Source organism: Sphingomonas sp. NBWT7 (assembly GCF_014217605.1).
In the GTDB taxonomy this organism is placed as follows: domain Bacteria; phylum Pseudomonadota; class Alphaproteobacteria; order Sphingomonadales; family Sphingomonadaceae; genus Sphingomonas.
Map to the genome: position 1 here is coordinate 2,824,513 of NZ_CP043639.1, position 21,045 is coordinate 2,845,557.

Genomic DNA, 21,045 nt, shown 5'->3' on the forward strand with positions numbered 1-21,045 from the left:
AGGTCAGGCGGTCGCGGCGACCAGCTTCAGCAGCGTGTTCCAATTGCGTGCCGTCGCCGGGGGCAGCTTGGCGCGGCGCATCGCCGGCTCCAGCTTTGATCGCCCGACCCCGCCGGCATAGTCGACGAACAGATCGCGGCCCACCGCGTGGAGCCGCTCTGGCCCGCCGTGATCACGCGGCAGGCGCGCGGGATCGACGGGATCGTGGAAGAACAACACCATCAGCAGGTTGGGCCGCGCCGCGCTCGCATCGGGGAACGGGTTCGCCGCGGCGATCGCGACAAGTTCGTCGTGGCTGCGCACGAACCAGTCGGTGTCGAGCGACAGCCGGTCGCGTGCCGCCGCCGCGAGCCGATCCTCGATCGCCTCTGCGTCGCTCTCGTCGCACTCGAACACCGCATTGCCCGACGCGAGCAGCGTCACCACGTCGCGCATCCCTTCCGCGATCAGGAAGGCGCGCAGATCGGCCATCTTGAGCGTCTTGCCCGCATTGATCGCGCGCGGCAGCGCCGCCCAGCGCGTCACGCCTCCTCGCGCAGCGGCCGCGCGAGCAGCGCCTCGATCACGTCGCGCGCCGGCGCCCCGTCGAGCAGCCGGCAGACCGCGGCGGTGATCGGCATGTCGATCCCGACCTCCTGTGCCGCTTCCGCCAGCACCGGCGCGGTGAACGCCCCCTCCGCCACCGTCCGGCGATCGGCGAGAAGGTCCGCCGCGCGTCCGCCGCGCCCGAGCCCCAGGCCGAGCGAGAAGTTGCGGCTGCTCGTCGACGAGCAGGTCAGCACCAGATCACCGAGCCCCGACAGTCCTGCCAGTGTCTCGGGCCGCGCGCCGCGGGCGATGCCGAACCGCGTCATCTCGGCAAAGCCGCGCGCGATCAGCGCCGCGCGCGCGTTCTGTCCCAGCCCCGCACCCTCGACGACGCCGCACGCGATCGCGAGCACGTTCTTCACCGCGCCGCCGATCTCCGCGCCGACGACGTCGCTTGAGGCATAAGGCCGGAACGCCGGGCTCGCGAGCCGCGCCGCGAGCCGCGCCTGCAGCGCTGAGTCGGCGCACGCCAGCGTCACCGCCGTCGGGAGGCCGGCGGCGACCTCGTGCGCGAAGGTCGGCCCCGACAGCACCGCGATCGGCGCACGCGGGTGCGCCGCCTGCGCGACCTCGCTCACCAGCCGCCGCGTGCCCGCCTCGATCCCCTTGGCGCACAGCACCAGCGGCGTCTCACTGGCGGGCAGTTGCGCCAGGACGGCGCCGACGTGTTGTGTCGGCGCGACGACGAGCAGAGCGTCGCACCCCGCCAGATCGTCCAGCGCGCTGGTCGCACGAATTGCTTGCGACAGCGGCACGCCCGGCAGGAAGACGATGTTTTCATGGCGATCGTTGATCGCGGCGACGACGTCCGCCTCGCGCGCCCACAGCAGCACTTCGCCGCCCGCTACGTCGCCGGTGTCCGCGACTCGCGCCGCCACTTGGGCGAGCGCCGTCCCCCAGGCGCCGCCACCGATCACGCCGAGCTTCATGCCTCGTTGCCCCTCACGCCTTGACGCCGGCGCCGCGCACCGCCTCCGCCGTCGGATCGAGCGGCCAGCGCGGGCGCGCGGCGACGTCGAGCGGGTCGGTCAGCCCGGCGGCGAAGCGTTCGGCCCCTGCCCAGGCGATCATCGCGGCATTGTCGGTGCACAGCCACAAGGGCGGCGCTACGAAGCGCAGCCCGTTCGCCGCGGCGAGCGCCGACAACGCGCAGCGCACCGCGCCGTTCGCCGCGACGCCGCCCGCCACGACCAGCGCGGTCGCGCCCGGTGCGCGGGCGATCGCGCGGCTCGTGCGATCGAGGAGGCAATCGACCACCGCCGCCTGAAACGATGCCGCGATATCGTCCGCCGAATAGTCGCCGACGACGCGCGCGACCGCCGCCTTGAGCCCCGCGAAGGAGAAATGCGGCTCGGGCGAACGCAGCAGCGGGCGCGGCAGCGGCACGGCGGCGGGATCGCCGCGCAGCGCCGCCTGCTCCACCGCCGGCCCGCCGGGGAAGCCGAGCCCCAGCAGCTTGGCCGTCTTGTCGAACGCCTCACCTGCCGCATCGTCGATCGTCGTCGCCAGCCGGCGATAGCGATCGACCCCTTCGACCAGCAGCAACTGGCAATGCCCGCCGGAGACGAGCAGCAGCAGATAGGGAAAATCGAGGTCGGGATCGCTCAATCGCGGGCTCAGCGCGTGGCCTTCGAGGTGGTTGACCGCGATCAGCGGCTTGCCCGCGGCGTGCGCCAGCGCCTTGCCGGTGACGAGCCCCACCATCACCCCGCCGATGAGCCCCGGGCCGGCGGTCGCCGCGACCGCGTCGACGTCGGCGAGCGTCAGCCCGGCATCGTCGAGCGCCGCAGCGACGAGCGGCTCGAGCGCCTCGACGTGCGCACGCGCCGCGATCTCGGGCACGACGCCGCCGTACGGCCGGTGCGCCGCTTCCTGTCCGGCGAGGCGGTGAGCCAGCACCTGCCGGTCGCCGGTCACCAGCGCCGCCGCGGTTTCGTCGCACGAGGATTCGAGGCCGAGGATGATCATCGGCATGGCCTTATCGCGTCACCCGCAGCTTGTCGAAGCGCGCGCGGCGGCCGATAGGGCGGGGCGTTGTGAGCGAGATATTCAAATTGGGAACGCGCGGCTCGCCGCTCGCGCTGACGCAGGCCGGCATGGTGCGCGATGCGCTGATCGCCGCGCACGGCTGGGCCGACGTCGAGATCGTCGTGATCCGAACGACGGGGGACCGGGTGCAGGATCGCGCGCTGGCCGAAATCGGCGGCAAGGCGCTGTGGACCAAGGAGCTCGACCGCGCGCTGCTCGCGGGCGAGGTGGACGCGTGCGTCCACTCGATGAAGGACGTCGAGACGATCCGCCCCGATGCGATCGCGATCGCCGCGCTGCTGCCGCGCGCTGATGTGCGCGATCGGCTGGTCGGCGCCGCGTCGGTGGACGCGCTTCGCCACGGCGCGGTGGTCGGCACCAGCTCGCCGCGCCGGCGCGCGCAGCTCCTCCATCAACGCCCCGACCTTCAGATCGTGCTGTTCCGCGGCAACGTCGACACGCGGCTCGGCAAGCTCGCGACGGGCGAGGTCGATGCGACGCTGCTCGCCGCTGCCGGGCTCGATCGGCTCGGCCGCCACGATACTGGCGTTGCGCTGGCGATCGACGATATGCTGCCGGCGCCAGCGCAGGGCGCCGTTGGCATCGAGACGCGTGCCGACGGTCCGGCGCGCGCGCTGGTCGCCGCGATCGACTGCGCCGCAACACGGGCGTGCGTGATGGCGGAACGCGCCTTTCTCGCGCGGCTCGGCGCGACGTGCCACTCGCCGGTCGCGGCGCTGGCGACGCAGGGCGCGGACGGCATCACCCTGCGCGCCGAGCTGCTCGGCGAGGACGGTGAGGATCACGTCACCGCCTTTCTGACGGGGAGCGACGGCGTCGCGGTGGGGACACAGCTCGCCGAGACGCTGCTCGGCCGCGCGCCGCCCGCGATCCGCCGCCTGTTCGAGGGGTGAGCCGCCGGCTGCTGGTGCTGCGGCCCGCCCCCGGCGCTGCCGTCACCGCGGCGCGCGTGCATGCGGCGGGGCTGCGACCGATCCTGCTGCCGCTGTTCGCCATCGCGCCGATGGCCTGGTCGCCCCCGCCGGGGCGGTTCGACGCGCTGCTGCTGACCAGCGCCAACGCGGTGCGCCACGCCGGCGACGGGCTCGCGGCGCTGCGGGACCTGCCGGTGATCGCGGTCGGCACGGCGACGGCCGAAGCGGCGCGGGCGGCAGGGCTGACGGTGGTCGCGACGGGCAGCACCGATGGCGCCGCGGCGCTGCGCCTTGCGCAGACGCGCGGCTATCATCGCATCCTTCGCTTGACGGCGGATCGGCCGACCCCGCTCGCCGGCATCGTCGACGTGGCGGTCTATACGACGGTCGCGATCGATCATCCGCCGGGTGCGGTAGCCGCGGCGCGCGGTGCGATCGCGCTGCTCCATTCCAGCCGCGCCGCCGAGCGGTTCCGCGCGTTGCTCGACAGCGCGGGGGTCGATCCGGCTGACGTTACGGTCGCGGCACTGAGTGCGAAGGTTGCCGCCGCCGCCGGCACTGGCTGGCGCGACGTGGTCGTCGCCGCAACGCCCGACGATGCCGCGCTGGTCGCCGCTGCCGCGACGCGCGCGATTGACCGCTAGGCCAGGCGCGGGGATAAGGCCGCGATGGACGATGCCGCGACGCCCAACGCCGCCCCCCGCCGATCGCGCGTCAGCCTTCTGGTTCTGCTGATCGTGTTCGCCTTCGCGATCGGAATCGCGCTGATGTGGTCGGCGGTGCGCGACGGCAAGGGCTGGTGGCGCGACGGCGCGGCGCCCGCGGCGCAACCGAGCCCCGCCGCCGAGACCGCGCCTGCCGCCGGATCACCGCCTGCCACGCTGCCGAACGCCGCCACCACGACGCTTGCGGCCCGCGAGAGCGCACTTGCGGCGCAGCTTGCCGCGCTGGAGGCACGCACCGCGGCGATCAGCGTCGATGTGGCCGGGGCTGCCGACCGCGCGGGCCAGGCCGAGGCGATCCTCGTCGCCTTTGCCGCGCGCCGCGCGATCGAGCGCGGCACGCCGCTCGGCTATCTCGAGGAACAGCTTCGCACGCGCTTCGGTGCGACGCAGCAGCGCGCGGTGGTGACGGTGATCCAGGCTGGTCGCGATCCGGTAACGATCGAGGCGCTGCGCCAGGCGCTCGACAGCAACGCCTCGATCCTGCTCAATCCCGGACCGGGCGACTGGTTCGACGGGCTACTGCGCGAGCTGCGCACGCTGATCGTGCTGCACGAGGCAAACACGCCGTCGCCGCTACCCTCCGACCGCCTGGCGCGCGCGCGCCGCATGCTCGATGCGGGGCAGGTCGAACCCGCGCTGGAGGAGATCGGCCGCTTGCCGGGTGCCGACCGTGCGACCAATTGGACCGCTGCGGCGCAGCGCTACGTCGAGGCGCGCCGCGCGCTCGACACACTCGAGACCGCCGCGATCGTCGGCACGATCCCCTCCGCCGCGCGCCCGGCGCTTCCAGCGTCCGCGCCGCCGCCCGTCGATCCCGCCGCCTTGCCGCTGGAACAACCGGTGGGTTGACGTTGCGGACACGCGCCGTACGCCGCCGCTACCGCAGCCGGTCGAGCAGCGCGATCGCACCGTGCGGCGCGCGCACCTTGGCGCCGTTGATGAAGAACACGAACGTCTCGCGCGGGCTCTCCGCCGGCGCGTCGGCAACATAGGGCAGCCCCGTCGGCTGGCCCCCGCCGGCCCAGCAGCGCGCAGCGTCGGCCCACCGATCGAGCGCGGCCGGCGCATAGCCCGTCGGCTCATCCTCGACCGCATCTTCAAGCCGCGCGTAGACGAAGTCGCCCGACACGTCGGCGATCGCCGGATGGTCGCGCGAATCGGCGTAGACGATCGCCACGCCCGCCGCCCGGCACAGCGCGACGAACGCCGGATCGGCGAAGCTCGCGTGGCGCACGTGGACGGCGTGACGCAGCGCCACCCCCTCGTGCTTCGCGGGCAGCAGCGCGAGGAATGCCGCGAAGTCGTCGGGCTCGAACTTCTTCGTCGCCATGAACTGCCACAGGATCGGCCCGAGCTTCTCGCCGAGCTCGACGATCCCCTGCGAGACGAAGCGCTGCACCGATTCGCCACCTTCGGCGAGGACCTTGCGGTTGGTGCAATAGCGCGACGCCTTCAGCGTGAAGACGAAGCCGTCGGGCGCGGTCTTCGCCCAGCCCGCGAACGTCGCCGGCTTGAACCCGCTGTAGTAGGTGCCGTTCACCTCGATCGCGGTCACCTGCCGGCTGGCATATTCGAGCTCGCGCTTCACCGGCCATTTTTCGGGGAAGAAGCTGCCGCGCCATGGCTCAAAGGTCCAGCCGCCGATGCCGACGCGAATCGGTGCCTGTGTCATGTGGCGCATGTAGCAGGCTGCGCATCGCGGCGGCAGGTGCAGGGCGGTGCGCGTGATCGATCGGCGCGACCGACGCAGACCGGCACCGATAGAGACCGGCACCTGATGGAGATCGGCACTTGATCAAGATTTGTATCATTGCCGCAGGCACGGCAGGACCCATCGTCACCACGCTTCGTTCGCCTCGCGGGATTGATCCCAAGGCGAAAGGACAGGTTCGATGGCAGTGAAATATGCCGGCACGATGAACGCGATCAATCGCGGCCTCGACGAGACCAAGGCGACCAAGGGCGTCGACATGGTCGAGGATTGGGAAGCCGCGCTGGCAGACATCGATACGCCGGGTGCAAAAGGCATCCTTCGTGATCTGGGTTCGCTACGCAAGCAGCTCGAGAAGGACACGCCCGACGCCGATCGCGTCCATGCGCTGCTGCATCGCCTCGGCGAGGCGACGACCAAGATCGCCGATCGCGCAGACAAGTCGCAGGACAAGCTGAAGGCGCTGGGCGAGGCATTGACCGAGGCGGGCGAGGAGCAGCCCGACGAGGAAGAGGATGTCGCCGCGGCCGCCGCGCCGAAGCGCGCGCGCAAGAAGTAAGTGCCGATCGGGTCGGGCGGCCGGTCGCCGTCCGATCCGCTCTGCGCGGCGTCCAGGCTGATGCCGTTGGTCGACGCCAATCGACCGACCATGATAAAGCGCGGCAGACCGCGCTGGCCCGGTCGAAACCGAGCCTTTGCGATAACGCTATCATGCTGAAGAAACTGGAGCGGGCGAAGGGATTCGAACCCTCGACCCCAACCTTGGCAAGGTTGTGCTCTACCCCTGAGCTACGCCCGCTCTGGCGCCGTAAGTCCCGGCAGCGAAGCGCCGGGGCTGGGTGAGGCGCGGCCACTAGCAGCGGCTTTTCACCCCCGCAAGCCCAATTGTGCGGCAATCGTCGAAGTACCGCGCTCGGCCGCATCGCCCCGGCCACGTGGTTGATCCAAATTGCCCGCGAGATTGACCGAAGCGGGCCTTACAGCCTACGCCGCGCGGCGCATGACTGCCCCAACCATCCTTCTCGTGGAGGACGATCCTGCGCTGCGCATGCTCACCGCACGCGCACTTCAGGAAAACGGCTTTGCCGTCCGTCCCGCCTCCGCCGCCCCCGAAATGTGGCTCGCGCTCGATTCGGGGCCGGTCGACCTCGTGCTGCTCGACATCATGCTGCCGGGCACCAGCGGGATCGATCTGTGTCGTTCGCTGCGCCAGAAGAGCGACGTGCCGATCATTTTCATGTCGGCGCGATCGAGCGAGACCGATCGCGTCGTCGGGCTGGAGCTCGGCGCGGACGATTATATCGCCAAGCCGTTCGGCGTGCGCGAGCTGGTTGCGCGCGTGCGTGCGGTGCTTCGCCGCCCCGCGCTCGATCGCCGCTCGGGCGAGGGCGACCAGGGCGTGCTCAAGTTCGAGGGCTGGACGGTGAACCTGCCGCGCCGCGAGCTGACCTCGCCGACCGGCGCCGCCGTCGATCTGACCGGCGCCGAGTTCGACCTTCTCGTCGTCCTCGCCGATCACGCGCAGCGCGTGATCGCGCGCGAGCGGTTGATCGAACTGTCGCGCACTCGGCTGGGTGACAGTTCGGATCGCTCGATCGACGTCCTCGTCAGCCGGCTGCGCCGCAAGCTGTCGAGCGCGGGCGAACAGGCGCCGATCGTCACGGTGCGCGGCGTCGGCTACATGCTCAACGTTCCCGTCGAGCGCGTTTGAGGCGGCTGCTGCCCTCCGTCGGCCTGCTTGGGCAGGTCGTCGCGATCCTGCTGCTGACGATGGTGATCGAATTCGGCGTGTCGACGCTGATGTACGAGCGCGCGAGCGAATTCTCCGTTCGCGACGACGAGGCGCGCCGGCTGGCCGAGCATCTCGTCATCAGCCGCCGCCTGCTCGAGGAACGCGCGCCGGTGCAGCGCCCGGCGATGGCGGCCGAGCTCACCACCGATCGCTACGAGGTGCATTGGGACGGCATCGCCGATCTGCCGCTCGCGCTCGATCCCGCGCTCGATGCGACGCGGCAGCAGATCGTCGATTGGGAGCCGAGCCTGCGCACCGGCGACCTGCGGTTGCGACTGATCTCGCCCGGACGCAGCTCGAAGCTGCGCGGCGCGCTGCGGCTGCGCGACGGCAGCTGGTTGCACTTCCGCACCTTGGCCGCAGTCGCCAAGCTCGATTTCGCGGTCGAGCGGATCGTCCTCGCGCTGGTGCCGGCGATCGCGCTGATGGTGCTCGGCGGGCTGATGATCCGCCGCACGCTGCTGCCGCTGCGCCGGCTCGCCGCCGCCGCCGACCGCGTCGGGCGCGATCCGGTCGGCTCGGTGCCGGAAGACGGGCCGGGCGAAGTGCGCCGCGTGGTCGCCGCGTTCAACCGCATGCAACAGCGTATCGGCGCGCTGATCGACGCGCGGACGCAGGCGCTCGCCGCGGTCGGCCACGATCTGCGCACCCCGCTCGCACGACTGCGGCTGCGCACGGAAGCGATCGACAGCCGCGAGACGCGCCAGGCGATCGGCAACGACGTGTCGGAGATGGAGGCGATGATCGCCTCGCTGCTCGCGTTCCTCGGCGGCGATGCCGATCCCGAATCGCCGACCTCGATCGATCTGGCGGTGATGTGCGCGACGCTGGTCGACGATGCGCAGGATCGCGGGCGCGAGGCGACGTACGAGGGGCCCGACCATTTCGAACTGCGCGTGCGGCGATTGGCGGTGAAGCGCGCGCTTACCAACCTCGTCGACAATGCGCTGCACTATGGCGATCGCGTCACCGTCGCGCTGGTGCCGGGCGACGGCGAGGTTACCGTTTGCGTGCGCGACGACGGGCCGGGCATTCCGGAGGCGGAGCTCGCGCACGTCCTCGAACCTTTCGTTCGGCTCGATCCCGCGCGCGGCCGCAACACCGTCGGCTTCGGTCTCGGCCTTCCGATCGTCGTCCAGGCGATCGAGGCGGAGGCCGGCCGGCTTACCCTGCGCAACCGCTCCGCCGGCGGGCTGGAAGCGTGCGTGACGCTGCCGATCACCCGCTACGTCGCGCCCAGAAACACAACGTAACAGCGACACAAAACATCACACGGCCGCCCACCGACAGCAACGCGCGGGCGGTAAATAGGCTGGTCCATATGTTTTAGGAGCAGCCCCTGTGAACGAAGTTATCGGCCGCGTCTTCGATTTCGAGACGAAGGTGTTCGAGGACAGCCGTGCGCTCTACTCGAACCTTGCCACCAACGGTCAGAGCCCGAAGGCGCTCATCATCGGCTGCGCCGATTCGCGCATCGTGCCCGAGCAGATTTTGCAGGCACGGCCGGGTGACCTGTTCGTCTGCCGTAACGCCGGCAACATCGTGCCGCCCTATGCGACGCAGAACGGCGGCGTCACCTCGACGGTCGAATATGCCGTGATGGTGCTCGGCATCCGCGACATCATCGTGTGCGGCCATTCCGACTGCGGCGCGATGAAGGGCCTTGCGGGCGATCCCGCGAAGCTAGAGGCAATGCCCAACGTCGTCGCGTGGCTGCGTCATGGCACCGCCGCGCGCCAGGTGGTCGATTCGAGCTATCCCGATCTTGAGGACGGTGACCGGGTCCGCGCCGTCAGCCTGGAAAACGTCGTCGCGCAGCTCGCGCACCTGCGCACGCACCCGTCGGTCGCCACCGGCATCGCGCGCGGCGAGATCGCGCTGCACGGCTGGTTCGTCGATATCCACAACGGCCAGATGCTCGCGCTCAACGGCGAGACCAACCGCTTCGAAGTGGTGCGCGGCGATCGCCCGCTGCCCGTCGCGCAGCCCGCGGCGAAGCGCCTTGCCGCCGACTTCTCCTATCAGGAAGCAGCCGAATGAAACACGCGACGGTCGAGCGCGCTGGCGTCTCCATTCCATCCCTGAAATTCTTCGGGCGGGATTTCACCGCCTCGATCGTCGTGTTTCTCGTCGCGATGCCGCTGTGCATGGGCATCGCGGTCGCCTCGGGTGTGGCGCCTGAGAAGGGCCTCATTACCGGTATCATCGGCGGCATCGTCGTCGGTGCGCTTGCTGGCTCACCGCTGCAGGTGTCGGGGCCCGCTGCGGGTCTCGCCGTGATCGTATTCGAGCTCGTACGTGACAAGGGCCTGTCTGCACTCGGGCCGATCCTCATCCTCGCCGGCGCGATCCAGGTCGTGGCCGGTATCTTCAAGCTCGGCGGATGGTTCCGCGCGATCAGTCCGGCGGTGGTGCACGGCATGCTCGCAGGCATCGGCGTGCTGATCGTCGTCGGCCAGTTCCACGTCCTGTTCGACGAGAAGCCATTCTCGTCGGGGCCGGAAAATCTCGCGGAAATGCCCGGCCGGCTGCTCGGTCTGTCGTTCGGCAACATCCAGGCGACCGAGCTCGCCTTCGTGCTGGCGCTGGTCACGATCGGCACGATGCTGGCGTGGGAGAAGTTCCGCCCGGCCGCGCTCAAGCTCGTGCCCCCTGCGCTCGTCGGTGTCGTCACCGCGACTGTCGTGTCGGCACTGTTCGGGTTCGACGTTGCCAAGGTCGCCGTGCCCGCTTCGATCATCGGCGCGATCACCCCGCCGGAAGCCGGCTTCCTGTCGCGCTTCCTCGATCCCAGTATCATCGCCGCCGCGCTCGCGATCGCCTTCATCGCCTCGGCCGAAACGCTGCTGTCGGCGGCGGCGGTCGACAAGATGCACGATGGCGTGCGTACGGACTACAACAAGGAATTGCGCGCACAGGGCGTCGGCAATCTGCTGTGCGGATTCGCCGGATCGCTGCCGATGACGGGCGTGATCGTCCGCTCCTCCGCCAACGTTCAGGCAGGCGCGATCACGCGCGCGTCGGCGATGATGCACGGCGTGTGGATCCTCGGCTTCGTCGCGCTGCTGCCCTGGCTGCTGCGCACGATCCCGATGGCGGCGCTCGGCGCGGTGCTGGTCGTCACCGGCTGGCGGCTGGTCAGCGTCAAGCACGCGCAGCACCTCTATCGCGACTATGGGCTGATGCCCGTCGCGATCTGGGCGGCGACGCTGTTCATGGTCGTCGCGACCGATCTGCTGACCGGCGTGCTCGTCGGGATCGGGCTGACGGTGCTCGAGCTGATCCCGAACCTGCGCCGCCTGCGGCTCAAGGTGTTCGAGCAGCGCGACGGTGAGGCGCACGCGATCTCGCTCGACGGCGCGGCGACGTTCGTCACGCTGCCCAAGCTGTCGGCGACGCTCGATCGCGTGCCGTCGGGCGCGCCGGTGCGGCTCGACGTGTCGAAGCTCGACGCGGTCGACCACACCACGGCGGAACTGCTGCGCGACTGGTTTCAGCGCCGCAAGGCCGCCGGCACGCCGGTCGAGCTTCGCGGTCAGCGTGGCCGGATCGCCACACTCGGCGCATGAGAGGACTGGGAAACGTTTTGATACGGTTCAGCAACAATCAAGATGTAATGCTGCGATAGGGTAGTAGTCAGCCGGCCAGCCCGCGACCGCTTCCTACGGGAAGGAGGAGCGCGGGCGGATCGGAAGCAGGAGGAGCCTCTGCCAACAGGAGGTTCCATGATGATCTTCAAGTATCTCCCCGCCGCTGTCCTAGCAGCGCTTGCCCTTCCCGCTACCGCGCAGGACGCCGATCCGCCCAAGCCGATCACCGTCAGCGGCAGCGTCGGCCTCGTCTCCGACTATCGCTTCCGCGGCGTATCGCAGAGCGACGAGAACCTCGCCGTCCAAGGCGGTCTTACCATTGCGCACGAGAGCGGCGTCTATATCGGCACCTGGGGCTCGAACCTCGCCGGCTGGGGCACGTTCGGCGGCTCGAATATGGAGCTCGACCTGATCGCCGGCTACAAGACGACGGTCGACGATCTAACCATCGACGTCGGCGCGACCTGGTACATGTATCCCGGCGGCTTCAACAACACCGACTTTATCGAGCCGTACGTCAAGGTATCGGGCACCGCCGGTCCCGCCAGCCTGACGGTCGGCCTCGCCTACGCCCCCAAGCAGGAAGCGCTGGGCGCGTGGTATTTCAACGGTACCTCGGCGGCGAACGGCGTGTACGACGATCCGGGCGACAAGAACGACAACCTCTACGTCTGGGTCGACGGTGCCGCCGCGATCCCCAGCACGCCGCTGACGCTGAAGGGGCATATCGGCTTCTCCAACGGCAATTCGGGCCTCGGCCCGTTCGCGACCAGCGTCGCGCCGACCGGCGAGTATATCGACTGGCTGGTGGGCGCCGACTTCGCGATCCCCAACACGCCGCTGACGCTCGGCATCGCCTATACCGATACCGACATCAGCCGCCGCGAGAGCGCGTACCTCCAGCCCAGCTTCAGCAAAGGGCAGGACGGCACGGGATCGATCGCCGATTCGCAGGTCGTCTTCTCGATCACCGCCGCGTTCTGACGACGCGGGCGCGCGGGCCGGGGGTTTGCTTCCCCCGGTCCGTCACCACATAAGGGGCTGATCCATCTATCGGGAGCAGCCCTTGGCTACGCTGGGAATGAGTGCCGCGGAAAAGGACGCCGTTCAGGCGTTCCGCAAGGACGTGGTCGAACCGTCGATGACCAGCCTGGTCATCATCGATTTCTGGGCGGAATGGTGCGGGCCGTGCAAGGCGCTGACCCCGCTGCTCGAGAAGGTCGCCGCCGAATACGCCGACAAGGGCGTGATCCTGGCGAAGATCGATACCGACAAGAATCAGTTCATCGCCGCGCAATTCCAGATCCGCTCGATCCCGACGGTCTATGCGATGTTCCAGGGTCAGCTTGTCGCCGATCTGACCAATGCGCGCACCGAATCGCAGCTGCGCGCGACGCTCGATCAGCTGCTGCGCCAGCTGCCGATCACCGGCGAGGCGCAGTCTCAGGAGGCCGAGCTCGAACCGCTGATCGCGATGGGCGAGGACGTGCTGGCCGAAGGCGATGCCGAGCGCGCGCTGTCCGTGTTCGATCAGCTTGCCGAAATGGCGCCCGAGCATCCCGCTGTCCTGTCCGGCCGCGTCCGCGCCCTGATCGCGGTCGGCGACCATGACGCCGCCGATGCGCTGCTCGCCGCGCTGCCCGACGAGGTGGCGAAGCGGCCCGAGCTCGACCGCGCGCGCGCGGCGCTCGCGCTCGCCCGCTCGGCGCCAGCGGTCGATGATCTCGCGCCGCTGCGCGCTGCCGCGGCCGCGAACCCCGACGATCTGCAGGCGCGGTTCGATCTCGCCAATGTCGAGATGGCAGCCGGCAATCGCGACGCTGCCGCGGACGGCTTCCTCGCCATCACCGCGGCCGAGCGCGACTGGAACGACGGCGCCGCCCGCCAGCAGCTGCTCAAGCTGTTCGAAGTCGTCGGGCTCGAGGATCCATGGGTGTCGGCGCAGCGCCGGCGCCTGTCCGCGATCCTGTTCGGATGACACGGCTCTCGATCTTCCCGCTTCCCGGCGCGCTGCTGTTTCCCGGCATGCACCTGCCGCTGCACATCTTCGAGCCGCGGTATCGCGCGCTCGTCTCCGACGCGATGGCGCGCGACCGGCGCGTGGCGATGATCCAGCCGCGGGCGGCCGAGCGCGGCAGCGACGCGCCCCCCGCGCTCTACGACATCGGCTGTGTCGGGCGGATCGCGGAGATCGAGATGCTCGACGACGGTCGCTCGAACCTCGTGCTCGAAGGCGTGTCGCTGTTCCGCCTCATCCGCGAGCTCGAAGTGGCGACGCAATTCCGCCAGGTCGAGGCCGAACTGCTGCCGGCACCGGCGGAGGAAACGCTGTCGCTCGGCGCGCGCGCGTCGCTCGAGGTCGAGGCGCGGCGTTTCGCCGATCGGCAGGGCTATGCGGTCGATTGGGAGGCGGTGTCGCGGCTCGACGATCAGAGTCTCGTCAACGGCATCGCGCAGATCGCGCCGTTCGACGTCGCGGCGAAGCAGGCGCTGCTCGAGGCGGACGGTATTGCCACGCGCGCCGACCTGATCGTCCAGTTGATGCAATTCTTTGGCCGGCACGATGGCGATGATCGCGTGACGCTGCAGTGAGCGCGACAGGAACGGGGCGCGCCACGATCGATCCGTGGCTGCTCGAACGTTTGGTCTGCCCGCTGACGCGCACGCCGCTGCGGTTAGACGAAGCGGCGTGCGAGCTTGTCTCCACAGCCGCCGGCCTCGCCTATCCGATCCGCGACGGCGTGCCGGTGATGCTGGTAGAGGTGGCGCGCCGCCTCGGCCCCGATGACGCGGTCAGCGCGCCAGCGTCGGAAACGCAGCCTTGAACGCCGCAACCTTGGGCTTGTCCCACGCGACGATATAGGGGTGCGTCGGGTTACGATCGAAGAACTGCTGGTGGCTCGGCTCGGCGGGGAAGAAGGCGCCGCTCTCCAGCCTGGTCACGATCGGGCGCTGATAGGCGCCGGTGCGCTGTAGCTGCGCGATATAGGCAGCCGCGACGGCACGCTGCTGCGGCGTCTGCGGAAAGATCGCCGAGCGATAGCTCGGACCCGTGTCGGGGCCCTGCCGGTTGAGCTGCGTCGGATCATGCGCGATCGAGAAATAGACGCGCAGCAGCGTGGCGTAACTCACCTGCCGCGGATCGTAGACGACCCGCACGGCCTCGGCGTGCCGCGTCCGCTCGGTCGAGACGGCGGCGTAATTGGCGGTGGCGCGATCCCCGCCGGCGTAGCCCGAGGTGACGGCGCGTACGCCCTTCACGCGCTCGAACACCGCCTCCATGCCCCAGAAGCAGCCGCCGGCGAACACCGCGGTCTGCATGCCCGGGGTGGCGGGCACGTCCTGACGCGCCGCCGGGATCACCACGGCGCGCTCGGCAGGGGCGGGGACGGCAAGCGTCGCGGCGGCGATTGCTACGACACTGGCGGGGATCAGGAACTTGCGCATGCCGTCAACCTGGGATGCGGACGATGCGACGGAAAGGCCCGGCGAAAGCGTCGAGGCCGATCACTCAGCGCGGCTGGACCGCCGCGGCGGCGTCGATCGGTGCGCCGGTAACCGGATCGGTCTGCGGCACCAGTGTGAACAACCCGATCCCGCCGAGTACGAAACCACCGGCGAACTGCCAAAGGAAGCTGGACTTGAGGATACGGGTCATCGGGCTTGCTCTTGTTCTCGTTGATCTGAGCGACCCGAATAGTCGCCCGCTGCTGAACGGCATCTTGGCGCGCCGTTCATCGTAGGTTGTCGATCTAGCGACGCACGCGGGGCCACCATAGGCCGAAGGTGGAAAGCAATCGTTTCCGCGATGGCACGCCGAGGAGGCGCGATCACGGGCGGCGCTGTATGCCGCCCGTTGCTGAACCGTCCGAGCTATTTCAGCGCGGCGCAGGCCTGCTGGATGCGTTTGCATGCCTCACGCAGGATGTCTTCACCGGTCGCGTAGCTGATCCGCATCGCGGGCGACAAGCCGAAGGCGACGCCCTGCACCGCGGCGACGCGTGCGTCCTCCAACAGGTAACCGACGAAGTCGCTGTCGGTATCGATCCGCTTGCCGCCGGGCGTGGTCTTGCCGATCAGCCCCGATACTTCGGGATAGACGTAGAACGCGCCTTCGGGGGTCGGGCAGGTGATGCCCGGGGTGTCATTCAGCATCGACACGACGAGATCGCGGCGCGTCTTGAACGCGGCGTTGCGCTCGGCGAGGAACGACTGGTCGCCGTTGAGTGCGGCGGTCGCGGCGGCCTGCGCGATCGAGCAGGGGTTGCTGGTCGACTGCGACTGAAGCTTCGCCATTGCCTTGATCAGCCACGGCGCGCCGCCGGCGAAGCCGATCCGCCACCCCGTCATGGCATAGGCCTTGGAGCAGCCGTTCACCGTCAGCGTGCGCTCGTAGAGCGCGGGGCAGACCTCGGCGATCGTCGCGAAGCGGAAGTCGTCATAGACGATATGCTCGTACATATCGTCGGCGAAGATCCACACGTGCGGATGCCGTTCGAGCACCTCACCAAGCGCCTTCAGCTCGGCGGCGGTATAGGCGGCGCCGGTCGGGTTCGACGGCGAATTAAGGATCAGCCATTTCGTGCGCGGCGTGATCGCCGCCTCGAGCGTCGCCGGCGTCAGCTTGTAGCCCTGTTCCGGCCCTGCGGCGACGACGACCGGCGTGCCGCCGGCGAACTGCACCACGTCGGGATAGCTCACCCAATAGGGCGCCGGCACGATTACCTCGTCGCCCGCCTCAACCGTGGCGACGAGTGCGTTGAACAGCGTGTGCTTGCCGCCGACGTTGACGCTGATCTGTGCCGGCGAATAATCGAGCGAATTGTCGCGCCGGAACTTGGCGACGATCGCGTCCTTCAGTTCGGGCGTGCCGTCGACGTTGGTGTACTTGGTCTGCCCACGGCGGATCGCCTCGATCGCGGCTTCCTTGACGAAATCGGGCGTGTCGAAATCGGGCTCGCCCGCGCCAAGGCCAATGACGTCGACGCCGGCGCGCTTCAGCTCCTGCACCTTGGTGGTGATCGCGAGCGTCGGCGATGGGCTGATGCGATCGAGCGCGGCGGAGGTCTTCATCGGGGCGGCTCCTGTTGGGCGCCGCGGCTATAGCGATGCGGCGTCCGATCTCGCAACCGCAACAATCGCCGACATCAGGCCACGCAGCGCATTGCCGAGGAGGAAGCCGGCTGCGAGATCGGCTGCGCACAGATCATGCTCGACCGAGCGGCCGGTCTCGATCAGTTCGGCGCGCAGCACGCCGGGCAACAGCCCGCGACGTAGCGGCGGGGTCAGCAACCGGCCATCGCGCGCGACGAAGACGTTGGTGAAACTTCCCTCGGTGACGAAGCCGTCGGGATCGACGAACACCACCTCGTCCATCCCCGACGCCCGCCGCGCGGCGTCGTAGAAGGCGCGGTCGCTCGTCTTGTGGCGCAAGCGATGATCGTGCGTCGCCACCGGCAGCGGGACGATCGCCGTGCGAAGCGCCGCCTCGCGAACTGCCGGCAGCGGCGCGACCTCGATCGCGATCCCGCCGGCGCGCGCGGCGAGCAGGCGAACGCGCGCGGGATGTCGCAGCCGAAAGGTCGCCGCCTGCAATTCGTTGCGCGCATCGTGCCGGTCGAAGCGGTAGCCGAGCGCCGCGGCACTGTCGCGCATCCGCGCCAGGTGGCGCTCGAGGAGCAGGAGGCCCTCGGCGGGATCGAAGCGCATCGTCTCGATCAGGTCGGGATCGTGCTGGCCGTGCGTCAGGAACGCGCCCTTCGCCAGCGCCTCGTCCCACTCGGCATCGGGCTGGCTGTCGGCAACGATCCCGCCGCCTAGCCCCAGCGCCGCGCGCTGCTCACCGGGGCGTATCAGCAGCGTACGGATCGCGACGTTGAACTGCGCCTCGTCCTTCGCAAGATACCCGATCGATCCCGTATAAGCCCCCCGCGGGCCCTGCTCGACGCCTCCGATCACCTGCATCGCGCGTACCTTCGGCGCCCCGGTGATCGATCCGCACGGGAACAGCGCTTCCAGCACGTCGATCGCGTCCTTGCCCGCCGCAAGCTCGGCCGTGACGGTGGAGGTCATCTGATGCACGGTTGGAAAGTGCTCGACCTCGAACAGCTTGGGGACCGCGACGCTCCCCGCCACCGCGACGCGCGACAGATCGTTGCGCATCAGGTCGACGATCATCAGGTTCTCGGCGCGCTGCTTCTCGTCCGCCGCCAGCGCTGCGGCGGCGGCAACATCCTGCGCCGGGTCCGGCTCGCGCCTGGCGGTCCCCTTCATCGGCCGGCAGACGAGCGCGGTGCCGGCGAGCTGGAAAAACAGCTCGGGCGAGAAGGAGAGCAGCGTCTCCTCGCCGGTCGCGACGATGCCGCCCCAGCCGGCAGACGCGCGCCCGCGCACCGCGGCGTAGAGCGCCAGCGGATCGCCGAGGAACGGCACCGCGGCACGAAAGGTGAGATTGGCCTGGTAGATGTCGCCCGCGCGGATCAGCTCGCTGACCTGCGCCAGCATCGCGTCATAGTCGGCTCGCGTCACGTCGGGGATCGGCGGCGTGATCCGTGCCCCCGCCGGATCGGGGAGCAGCGCGGCCACGTCGCTCACCGCCGCGTGCCCGTCGAACACGCCGAACCAGACAAGCGGCGTTGGTGCCTTGTGCGGTGTCGCGGCCCTCAACTCGAACGCGGCGCCAGCATCGTACGACAGGAGCCCCGCGACCTCGCGCCCATCGCGGATCGCAGCGCGGGCTGCCGCAAGCGCCGGGCGAACCTCTGCCGTGCTGTGCGCGGTGATGATCGCCGCCGGCCGGGTATACAGCCGCGCCGCTGCGCCGCCGGGCCGAGCGTCGTCGAGCAGCACGAAGGGCGCGGCGGGAAGCGCGATGGCCATCGTCGTGCCATGCCCTTCACCACCGCGCGCGGCAAGGCTGCGCGTCCGTAGCGCCGCCGGCCATTTACTCTTGAGACGGCGGCGGCATGCACCGGCTTGCGGCACGGCGGCTCGGCACGCTAGCAGGTGTCATGCTTCGATCAGCCACCGCCATCGCCGCCCTCGGGTTCTCCTCGCTCGGCGCCATCGCCCCGGCGGCCGCGCAGGTCGCGAAGCCCGCGGCGATCACCGCGGACGGCGTACCCGCGATACCCGCGACGCTGGCCGAAAAGCTGCGGCCGTATCTCGAGGCGCGGTCGGCGGGCGCGGTCGATTGGAACCCGGTCGACCGGTCGCTGCTCATCTCGACCCGCTTCGCCAATGTCGCGCAGCTGCATACCGTCGCCAGCCCGCTTGCGATGCGGCGCCAGATCACCTTCGAGACCGATCGGATCGGCACCGCCGCCTTTTCCAAGTCGGGCGACGTGCTGCTCGTACAGAAGGATACCGGCGGCGGCGAGTTCTTCCAGCTGTACACGCTGAAGGACGGGCGTCTCACCCTCATCACCGACGGCAAGAGCCGCAACGAGTTCAACGCGTGGAGCCACGACGGCCGGCTGGTCGGCTATTCCTCGACGCGGCGTAACGGCGCCGACAGCGACCTCTACGTCGTCGACCCGCGCGATCCCAAGACCGATCGGCTGGTCGCGCAGGTGAAGGGCGGCGGGTGGGGCATCGCCGACTTCGCGCCCGACGGCCGGACGGCAGTGGTCGGCGAGTATCTCTCGGTCCAGAAATCGAACCTCCACATGCTCGATCTGGCGACCGGCAGACTGACCCCGCTGACCGATCCCAAGGCGCAGGTGGCGTGGGGCGGCGCGCGATACGCGCCCGACGGTACCTTGTGGGTGACGAGCGACGAGGGGTCGGACGTTCAGCGGCTCGGCACGCTCGATACCAGGACCGGCGCGTTCCGCGCGGTCACGCCGCCGGGCAAGTGGGACGTCGACGAGTTCGACATCGCCGACGACGGCCGCTTCATCGCCTATGCCACCAACGAGGCGGGCATCGGCAGGCTCAAGCTGCTCGACCCCAGGACAGGCCGGTCGCGCGACGTGACGGGGCTGCCGCAGGGTGTCGTCGGCGGAATCAGCATCGCGCCGTGGGGGGCGATCGCGGTGACGGTGAGCAGCGCGGGCACGCCGGGTGACGCCTTCGTCGTCGATCCGGCGACGCTGGCGGTGACGCGCTGGACCGAGAGCGAGACCGGCGGGCTCGATACGGCGAAGAACGTCACGCCCGAACTCGTCACGGTGAAGAGCTTCGACGGCGAGGCGGTGACGGGGTTTCTCTATCGCCCAGATGCGCGGAAATTCCCCGGTAAGCGGCCGCTGCTGATCGACATCCACGGCGGGCCCGAAGGGCAGACGCGACCGAGCTATCGCGGCGCCGCCAATTACTATCTCAACGAGCTCGGCATCGCGCTGTTCTACCCCAACGTCCGCGGCTCGTCGGGGTTCGGCAAACGCTTCATCGCGCTCGACAACGGGCCGTTCAAGCGCGAGGATTCGGTGCAGGACATCGGCGCCTTCCTCGATCGCTTCGCCGCGGATCCGCGGATCGATGCGGGCCGCGTCGGCGTGCAGGGCGGCAGCTACGGCGGCTATATGTGCTACGCCTCGGCGATCCGCTACGGCGCGCGATTGAAAGGCGCGCAGTGCACCGTGGCGATCTCCAATTTCGTGACGTTCCTCGAAAATACGCAGAGCTATCGCCGTGACCTGCGCCGCGTCGAATATGGCGACGAGCGCGATCCCGCGCAGAAGGCGAAGCTGATCGCGATCTCGCCGATGACGCGCGTCGACGAGATCAAGATCCCGCTGCTCGTCGTCACCGGCGCGAACGATCCGCGCGTGCCCAAGTCGGAGGCCGATCAGCTGGTCGCGGCGGTGCGCCGCAACGGCGGCACGGCGTGGCACATCGTCGCCGCCGACGAGGGCCATGGCTATGCCAAGAAGGAGAACCGCGACTATTCGACGCTCGCGGTGCTGACCTTCTGGCAGCAATATCTGCTGGGAGGGAAGGCGCAGTGACGACGACGAGCGAACCCGCGCTGCGCGCGATGATCGTGCCGGTGACGCCGATCGAGCAGAATTGCACGCTGATCTGGTGCACGCGCACGATGAAGGCGGCAGTGATCGATCCCGGCGGCGATCTCGCCAAGATCCGTTCGGCGGTGGCGCAGGCGGGCGTCACGGTCGAGAAGGTGCTGCTGACGCACGGCCATATCGATCACGCCGGCGAGGCGAAGCCGCTCGCCGACGAACTCGGCGTCGCGATCGAGGGGCCGCACGAGGCGGATCGCTTCTGGCTCGCGCGGCTCGCCGACGACGGGCGCAACTGGGGCATTAACGGCGTGCCGTTCGAGCCCGATCGCTGGCTCGACGAGGGCGATACGGTGACGGTGGGCGACCTGACGCTCGACGTCTATCACACCCCCGGCCACACCGCGGGTCACGTCATCTTCCACCACGCGCCGTCCAACTTTGCGCAGGTCGGCGACGTGCTGTTCCAGGGCTCGGTCGGACGCACCGATCTACCGCAGGGCGATCACCAGACGCTGGTCAATTCGATCGTCACCAAGCTGTGGCCGCTGGGCGGGGAAACGGCGTTCATCCCCGGCCATGGCAAGCCGTCGACCTTCGGCCACGAGCGGCAGTGGAACATGTTCGTCAGCGACGACGCCCTTTCGGCGTAGCGGACCGAGCGACACATTTCGGCGTCGGCGGCCAGGCAACGCTCCGCCGAAGAGCGGCGA

The 21,045-nt window shown here is 69.6% G+C and carries 22 protein-coding genes and 1 tRNA gene; 14 read left to right on the top strand and 9 right to left on the bottom strand.

Going from position 1 to position 21,045, the window contains the following annotated elements:
* Positions 1–3 precede the first annotated feature (3 nt).
* The 3 genes from F1C10_RS13710 to tsaD are packed head-to-tail and all read right to left on the bottom strand — an operon-like array spanning position 4 to position 2,556.
* A complete protein-coding gene (locus F1C10_RS13710; RefSeq protein WP_185206993.1) occupies positions 4–525 on the bottom strand; it encodes a DUF1697 domain-containing protein in 522 nt (173 codons plus the stop codon).
* Positions 522–1,517, bottom strand: a complete 996-nt coding sequence (locus F1C10_RS13715; protein ID WP_185206995.1) for an NAD(P)H-dependent glycerol-3-phosphate dehydrogenase — start codon at positions 1,515–1,517, stop codon at positions 522–524. The genes F1C10_RS13710 and F1C10_RS13715 overlap by 4 nt, the downstream gene beginning before the upstream one ends.
* A 13-nt stretch (positions 1,518–1,530) precedes the next feature.
* Positions 1,531–2,556: a tRNA (adenosine(37)-N6)-threonylcarbamoyltransferase complex transferase subunit TsaD gene (tsaD, locus tag F1C10_RS13720; protein ID WP_185210255.1), complete on the bottom strand. Its 1,026-nt coding sequence runs from the start codon at positions 2,554–2,556 to the stop codon at positions 1,531–1,533.
* A gap of 128 nt (positions 2,557–2,684) precedes the next feature.
* Here tsaD and hemC point away from each other — a divergent pair, with 128 nt between their 5' ends.
* Genes hemC through F1C10_RS13735 form a run of 3 tightly spaced genes read left to right on the top strand, consistent with a single transcriptional unit; the run spans position 2,685 to position 5,125 of the window.
* Entirely contained in the window at positions 2,685–3,530 is an 846-nt protein-coding gene (gene hemC, locus F1C10_RS13725; RefSeq protein WP_374939384.1) for a hydroxymethylbilane synthase, read from the top strand.
* Positions 3,527–4,195: a uroporphyrinogen-III synthase gene (locus tag F1C10_RS13730; protein ID WP_185206998.1), complete on the top strand. Its 669-nt coding sequence runs from the start codon at positions 3,527–3,529 to the stop codon at positions 4,193–4,195. Before hemC ends, F1C10_RS13730 begins: the two co-directional genes overlap by 4 nt.
* Positions 4,196–4,219: 24 nt before the next feature.
* A complete protein-coding gene (locus F1C10_RS13735; RefSeq protein ID WP_185207000.1) occupies positions 4,220–5,125 on the top strand; it encodes a hypothetical protein in 906 nt (301 codons plus the stop codon).
* Between the two features lie 28 nt (positions 5,126–5,153).
* On the opposite strand, the gene F1C10_RS13740 is transcribed toward F1C10_RS13735, so the two are convergent.
* The gene (locus tag F1C10_RS13740) at positions 5,154–5,948 is read right to left on the bottom strand and encodes a DUF72 domain-containing protein (protein ID WP_185207002.1); all 795 of its coding nucleotides are present in this window, start codon (positions 5,946–5,948) and stop codon (positions 5,154–5,156) included.
* 220 nt (positions 5,949–6,168) lie between these two features.
* Between F1C10_RS13740 and F1C10_RS13745 the strand changes: the two genes are divergently transcribed.
* On the top strand, positions 6,169–6,546 hold the full coding sequence (locus F1C10_RS13745; RefSeq protein WP_185207004.1) for a hypothetical protein: 378 nt from the start codon (positions 6,169–6,171) through the stop codon (positions 6,544–6,546).
* A 165-nt stretch (positions 6,547–6,711) separates the two neighbouring features.
* Here the strand turns inward: F1C10_RS13745 and F1C10_RS13750 are convergent.
* Positions 6,712–6,786, bottom strand: a tRNA-Gly gene (locus F1C10_RS13750).
* 201 nt (positions 6,787–6,987) lie between these two features.
* Here F1C10_RS13750 and F1C10_RS13755 point away from each other — a divergent pair.
* The 8 genes from F1C10_RS13755 (at position 6,988) to F1C10_RS13790 (ending at position 14,194) form a co-directional block, all read left to right on the top strand.
* Entirely contained in the window at positions 6,988–7,698 is a 711-nt protein-coding gene (locus F1C10_RS13755; RefSeq protein WP_085808427.1) for a response regulator transcription factor, read from the top strand.
* The gene (locus tag F1C10_RS13760) at positions 7,695–9,032 is read left to right on the top strand and encodes an ATP-binding protein (RefSeq protein ID WP_258042931.1); all 1,338 of its coding nucleotides are present in this window, start codon (positions 7,695–7,697) and stop codon (positions 9,030–9,032) included. The genes F1C10_RS13755 and F1C10_RS13760 overlap by 4 nt, the downstream gene beginning before the upstream one ends.
* Before the next feature lie 88 nt (positions 9,033–9,120).
* Positions 9,121–9,819 carry a carbonic anhydrase gene (locus F1C10_RS13765; protein WP_185207006.1) on the top strand — a complete coding sequence of 233 codons (699 nt, stop codon included), beginning with the start codon at positions 9,121–9,123 and terminating at the stop codon, positions 9,817–9,819.
* Complete coding sequence (locus F1C10_RS13770) at positions 9,816–11,348, top strand: SulP family inorganic anion transporter (protein ID WP_185207008.1); 1,533 nt, start codon at positions 9,816–9,818, stop codon at positions 11,346–11,348. Before F1C10_RS13765 ends, F1C10_RS13770 begins: the two co-directional genes overlap by 4 nt.
* Before the next feature lie 159 nt (positions 11,349–11,507).
* A complete protein-coding gene (locus F1C10_RS13775; RefSeq protein WP_185207010.1) occupies positions 11,508–12,353 on the top strand; it encodes a TorF family putative porin in 846 nt (281 codons plus the stop codon).
* A 97-nt stretch (positions 12,354–12,450) separates the two neighbouring features.
* Positions 12,451–13,347 (top strand): tetratricopeptide repeat protein, encoded by an 897-nt coding sequence (locus F1C10_RS13780; protein WP_185210257.1) that lies wholly within the window; start codon positions 12,451–12,453, stop codon positions 13,345–13,347.
* Positions 13,344–13,961: an LON peptidase substrate-binding domain-containing protein gene (locus F1C10_RS13785; protein ID WP_185207012.1), complete on the top strand. Its 618-nt coding sequence runs from the start codon at positions 13,344–13,346 to the stop codon at positions 13,959–13,961. Before F1C10_RS13780 ends, F1C10_RS13785 begins: the two co-directional genes overlap by 4 nt.
* A complete protein-coding gene (locus F1C10_RS13790; protein ID WP_185207014.1) occupies positions 13,958–14,194 on the top strand; it encodes a Trm112 family protein in 237 nt (78 codons plus the stop codon). The genes F1C10_RS13785 and F1C10_RS13790 overlap by 4 nt, the downstream gene beginning before the upstream one ends.
* Here F1C10_RS13790 and msrA read toward each other — a convergent pair.
* The 4 genes from msrA to pabB form a co-directional block, all read right to left on the bottom strand.
* A complete protein-coding gene (gene msrA / locus F1C10_RS13795; RefSeq protein ID WP_185207016.1) occupies positions 14,163–14,816 on the bottom strand; it encodes a peptide-methionine (S)-S-oxide reductase MsrA in 654 nt (217 codons plus the stop codon). The two genes, F1C10_RS13790 and msrA, sit on opposite strands and share 32 nt — an antisense overlap.
* Before the next feature lie 64 nt (positions 14,817–14,880).
* Positions 14,881–15,027 (bottom strand): hypothetical protein, encoded by a 147-nt coding sequence (locus F1C10_RS13800; protein WP_179187081.1) that lies wholly within the window; start codon positions 15,025–15,027, stop codon positions 14,881–14,883.
* Between the two features lie 215 nt (positions 15,028–15,242).
* Positions 15,243–16,442, bottom strand: coding sequence for a pyridoxal phosphate-dependent aminotransferase (locus F1C10_RS13805; RefSeq protein WP_185207017.1), 1,200 nt, complete (start codon positions 16,440–16,442; stop codon positions 15,243–15,245).
* A gap of 27 nt (positions 16,443–16,469) precedes the next feature.
* Positions 16,470–18,248, bottom strand: coding sequence for an aminodeoxychorismate synthase component I (pabB, locus tag F1C10_RS13810; RefSeq protein WP_185207019.1), 1,779 nt, complete (start codon positions 18,246–18,248; stop codon positions 16,470–16,472).
* Positions 18,249–18,379: 131 nt separating this feature from the next.
* On the opposite strand from pabB, the gene F1C10_RS13815 reads away from it, so the two are divergent.
* Positions 18,380–20,320 (top strand): prolyl oligopeptidase family serine peptidase, encoded by a 1,941-nt coding sequence (locus F1C10_RS13815; RefSeq protein ID WP_185207021.1) that lies wholly within the window; start codon positions 18,380–18,382, stop codon positions 20,318–20,320.
* A 29-nt stretch (positions 20,321–20,349) separates the two neighbouring features.
* The gene (locus F1C10_RS13820) at positions 20,350–20,985 is read left to right on the top strand and encodes an MBL fold metallo-hydrolase (RefSeq protein WP_308458085.1); all 636 of its coding nucleotides are present in this window, start codon (positions 20,350–20,352) and stop codon (positions 20,983–20,985) included.
* The last annotated feature ends 60 nt before the right edge of the window (positions 20,986–21,045 follow it).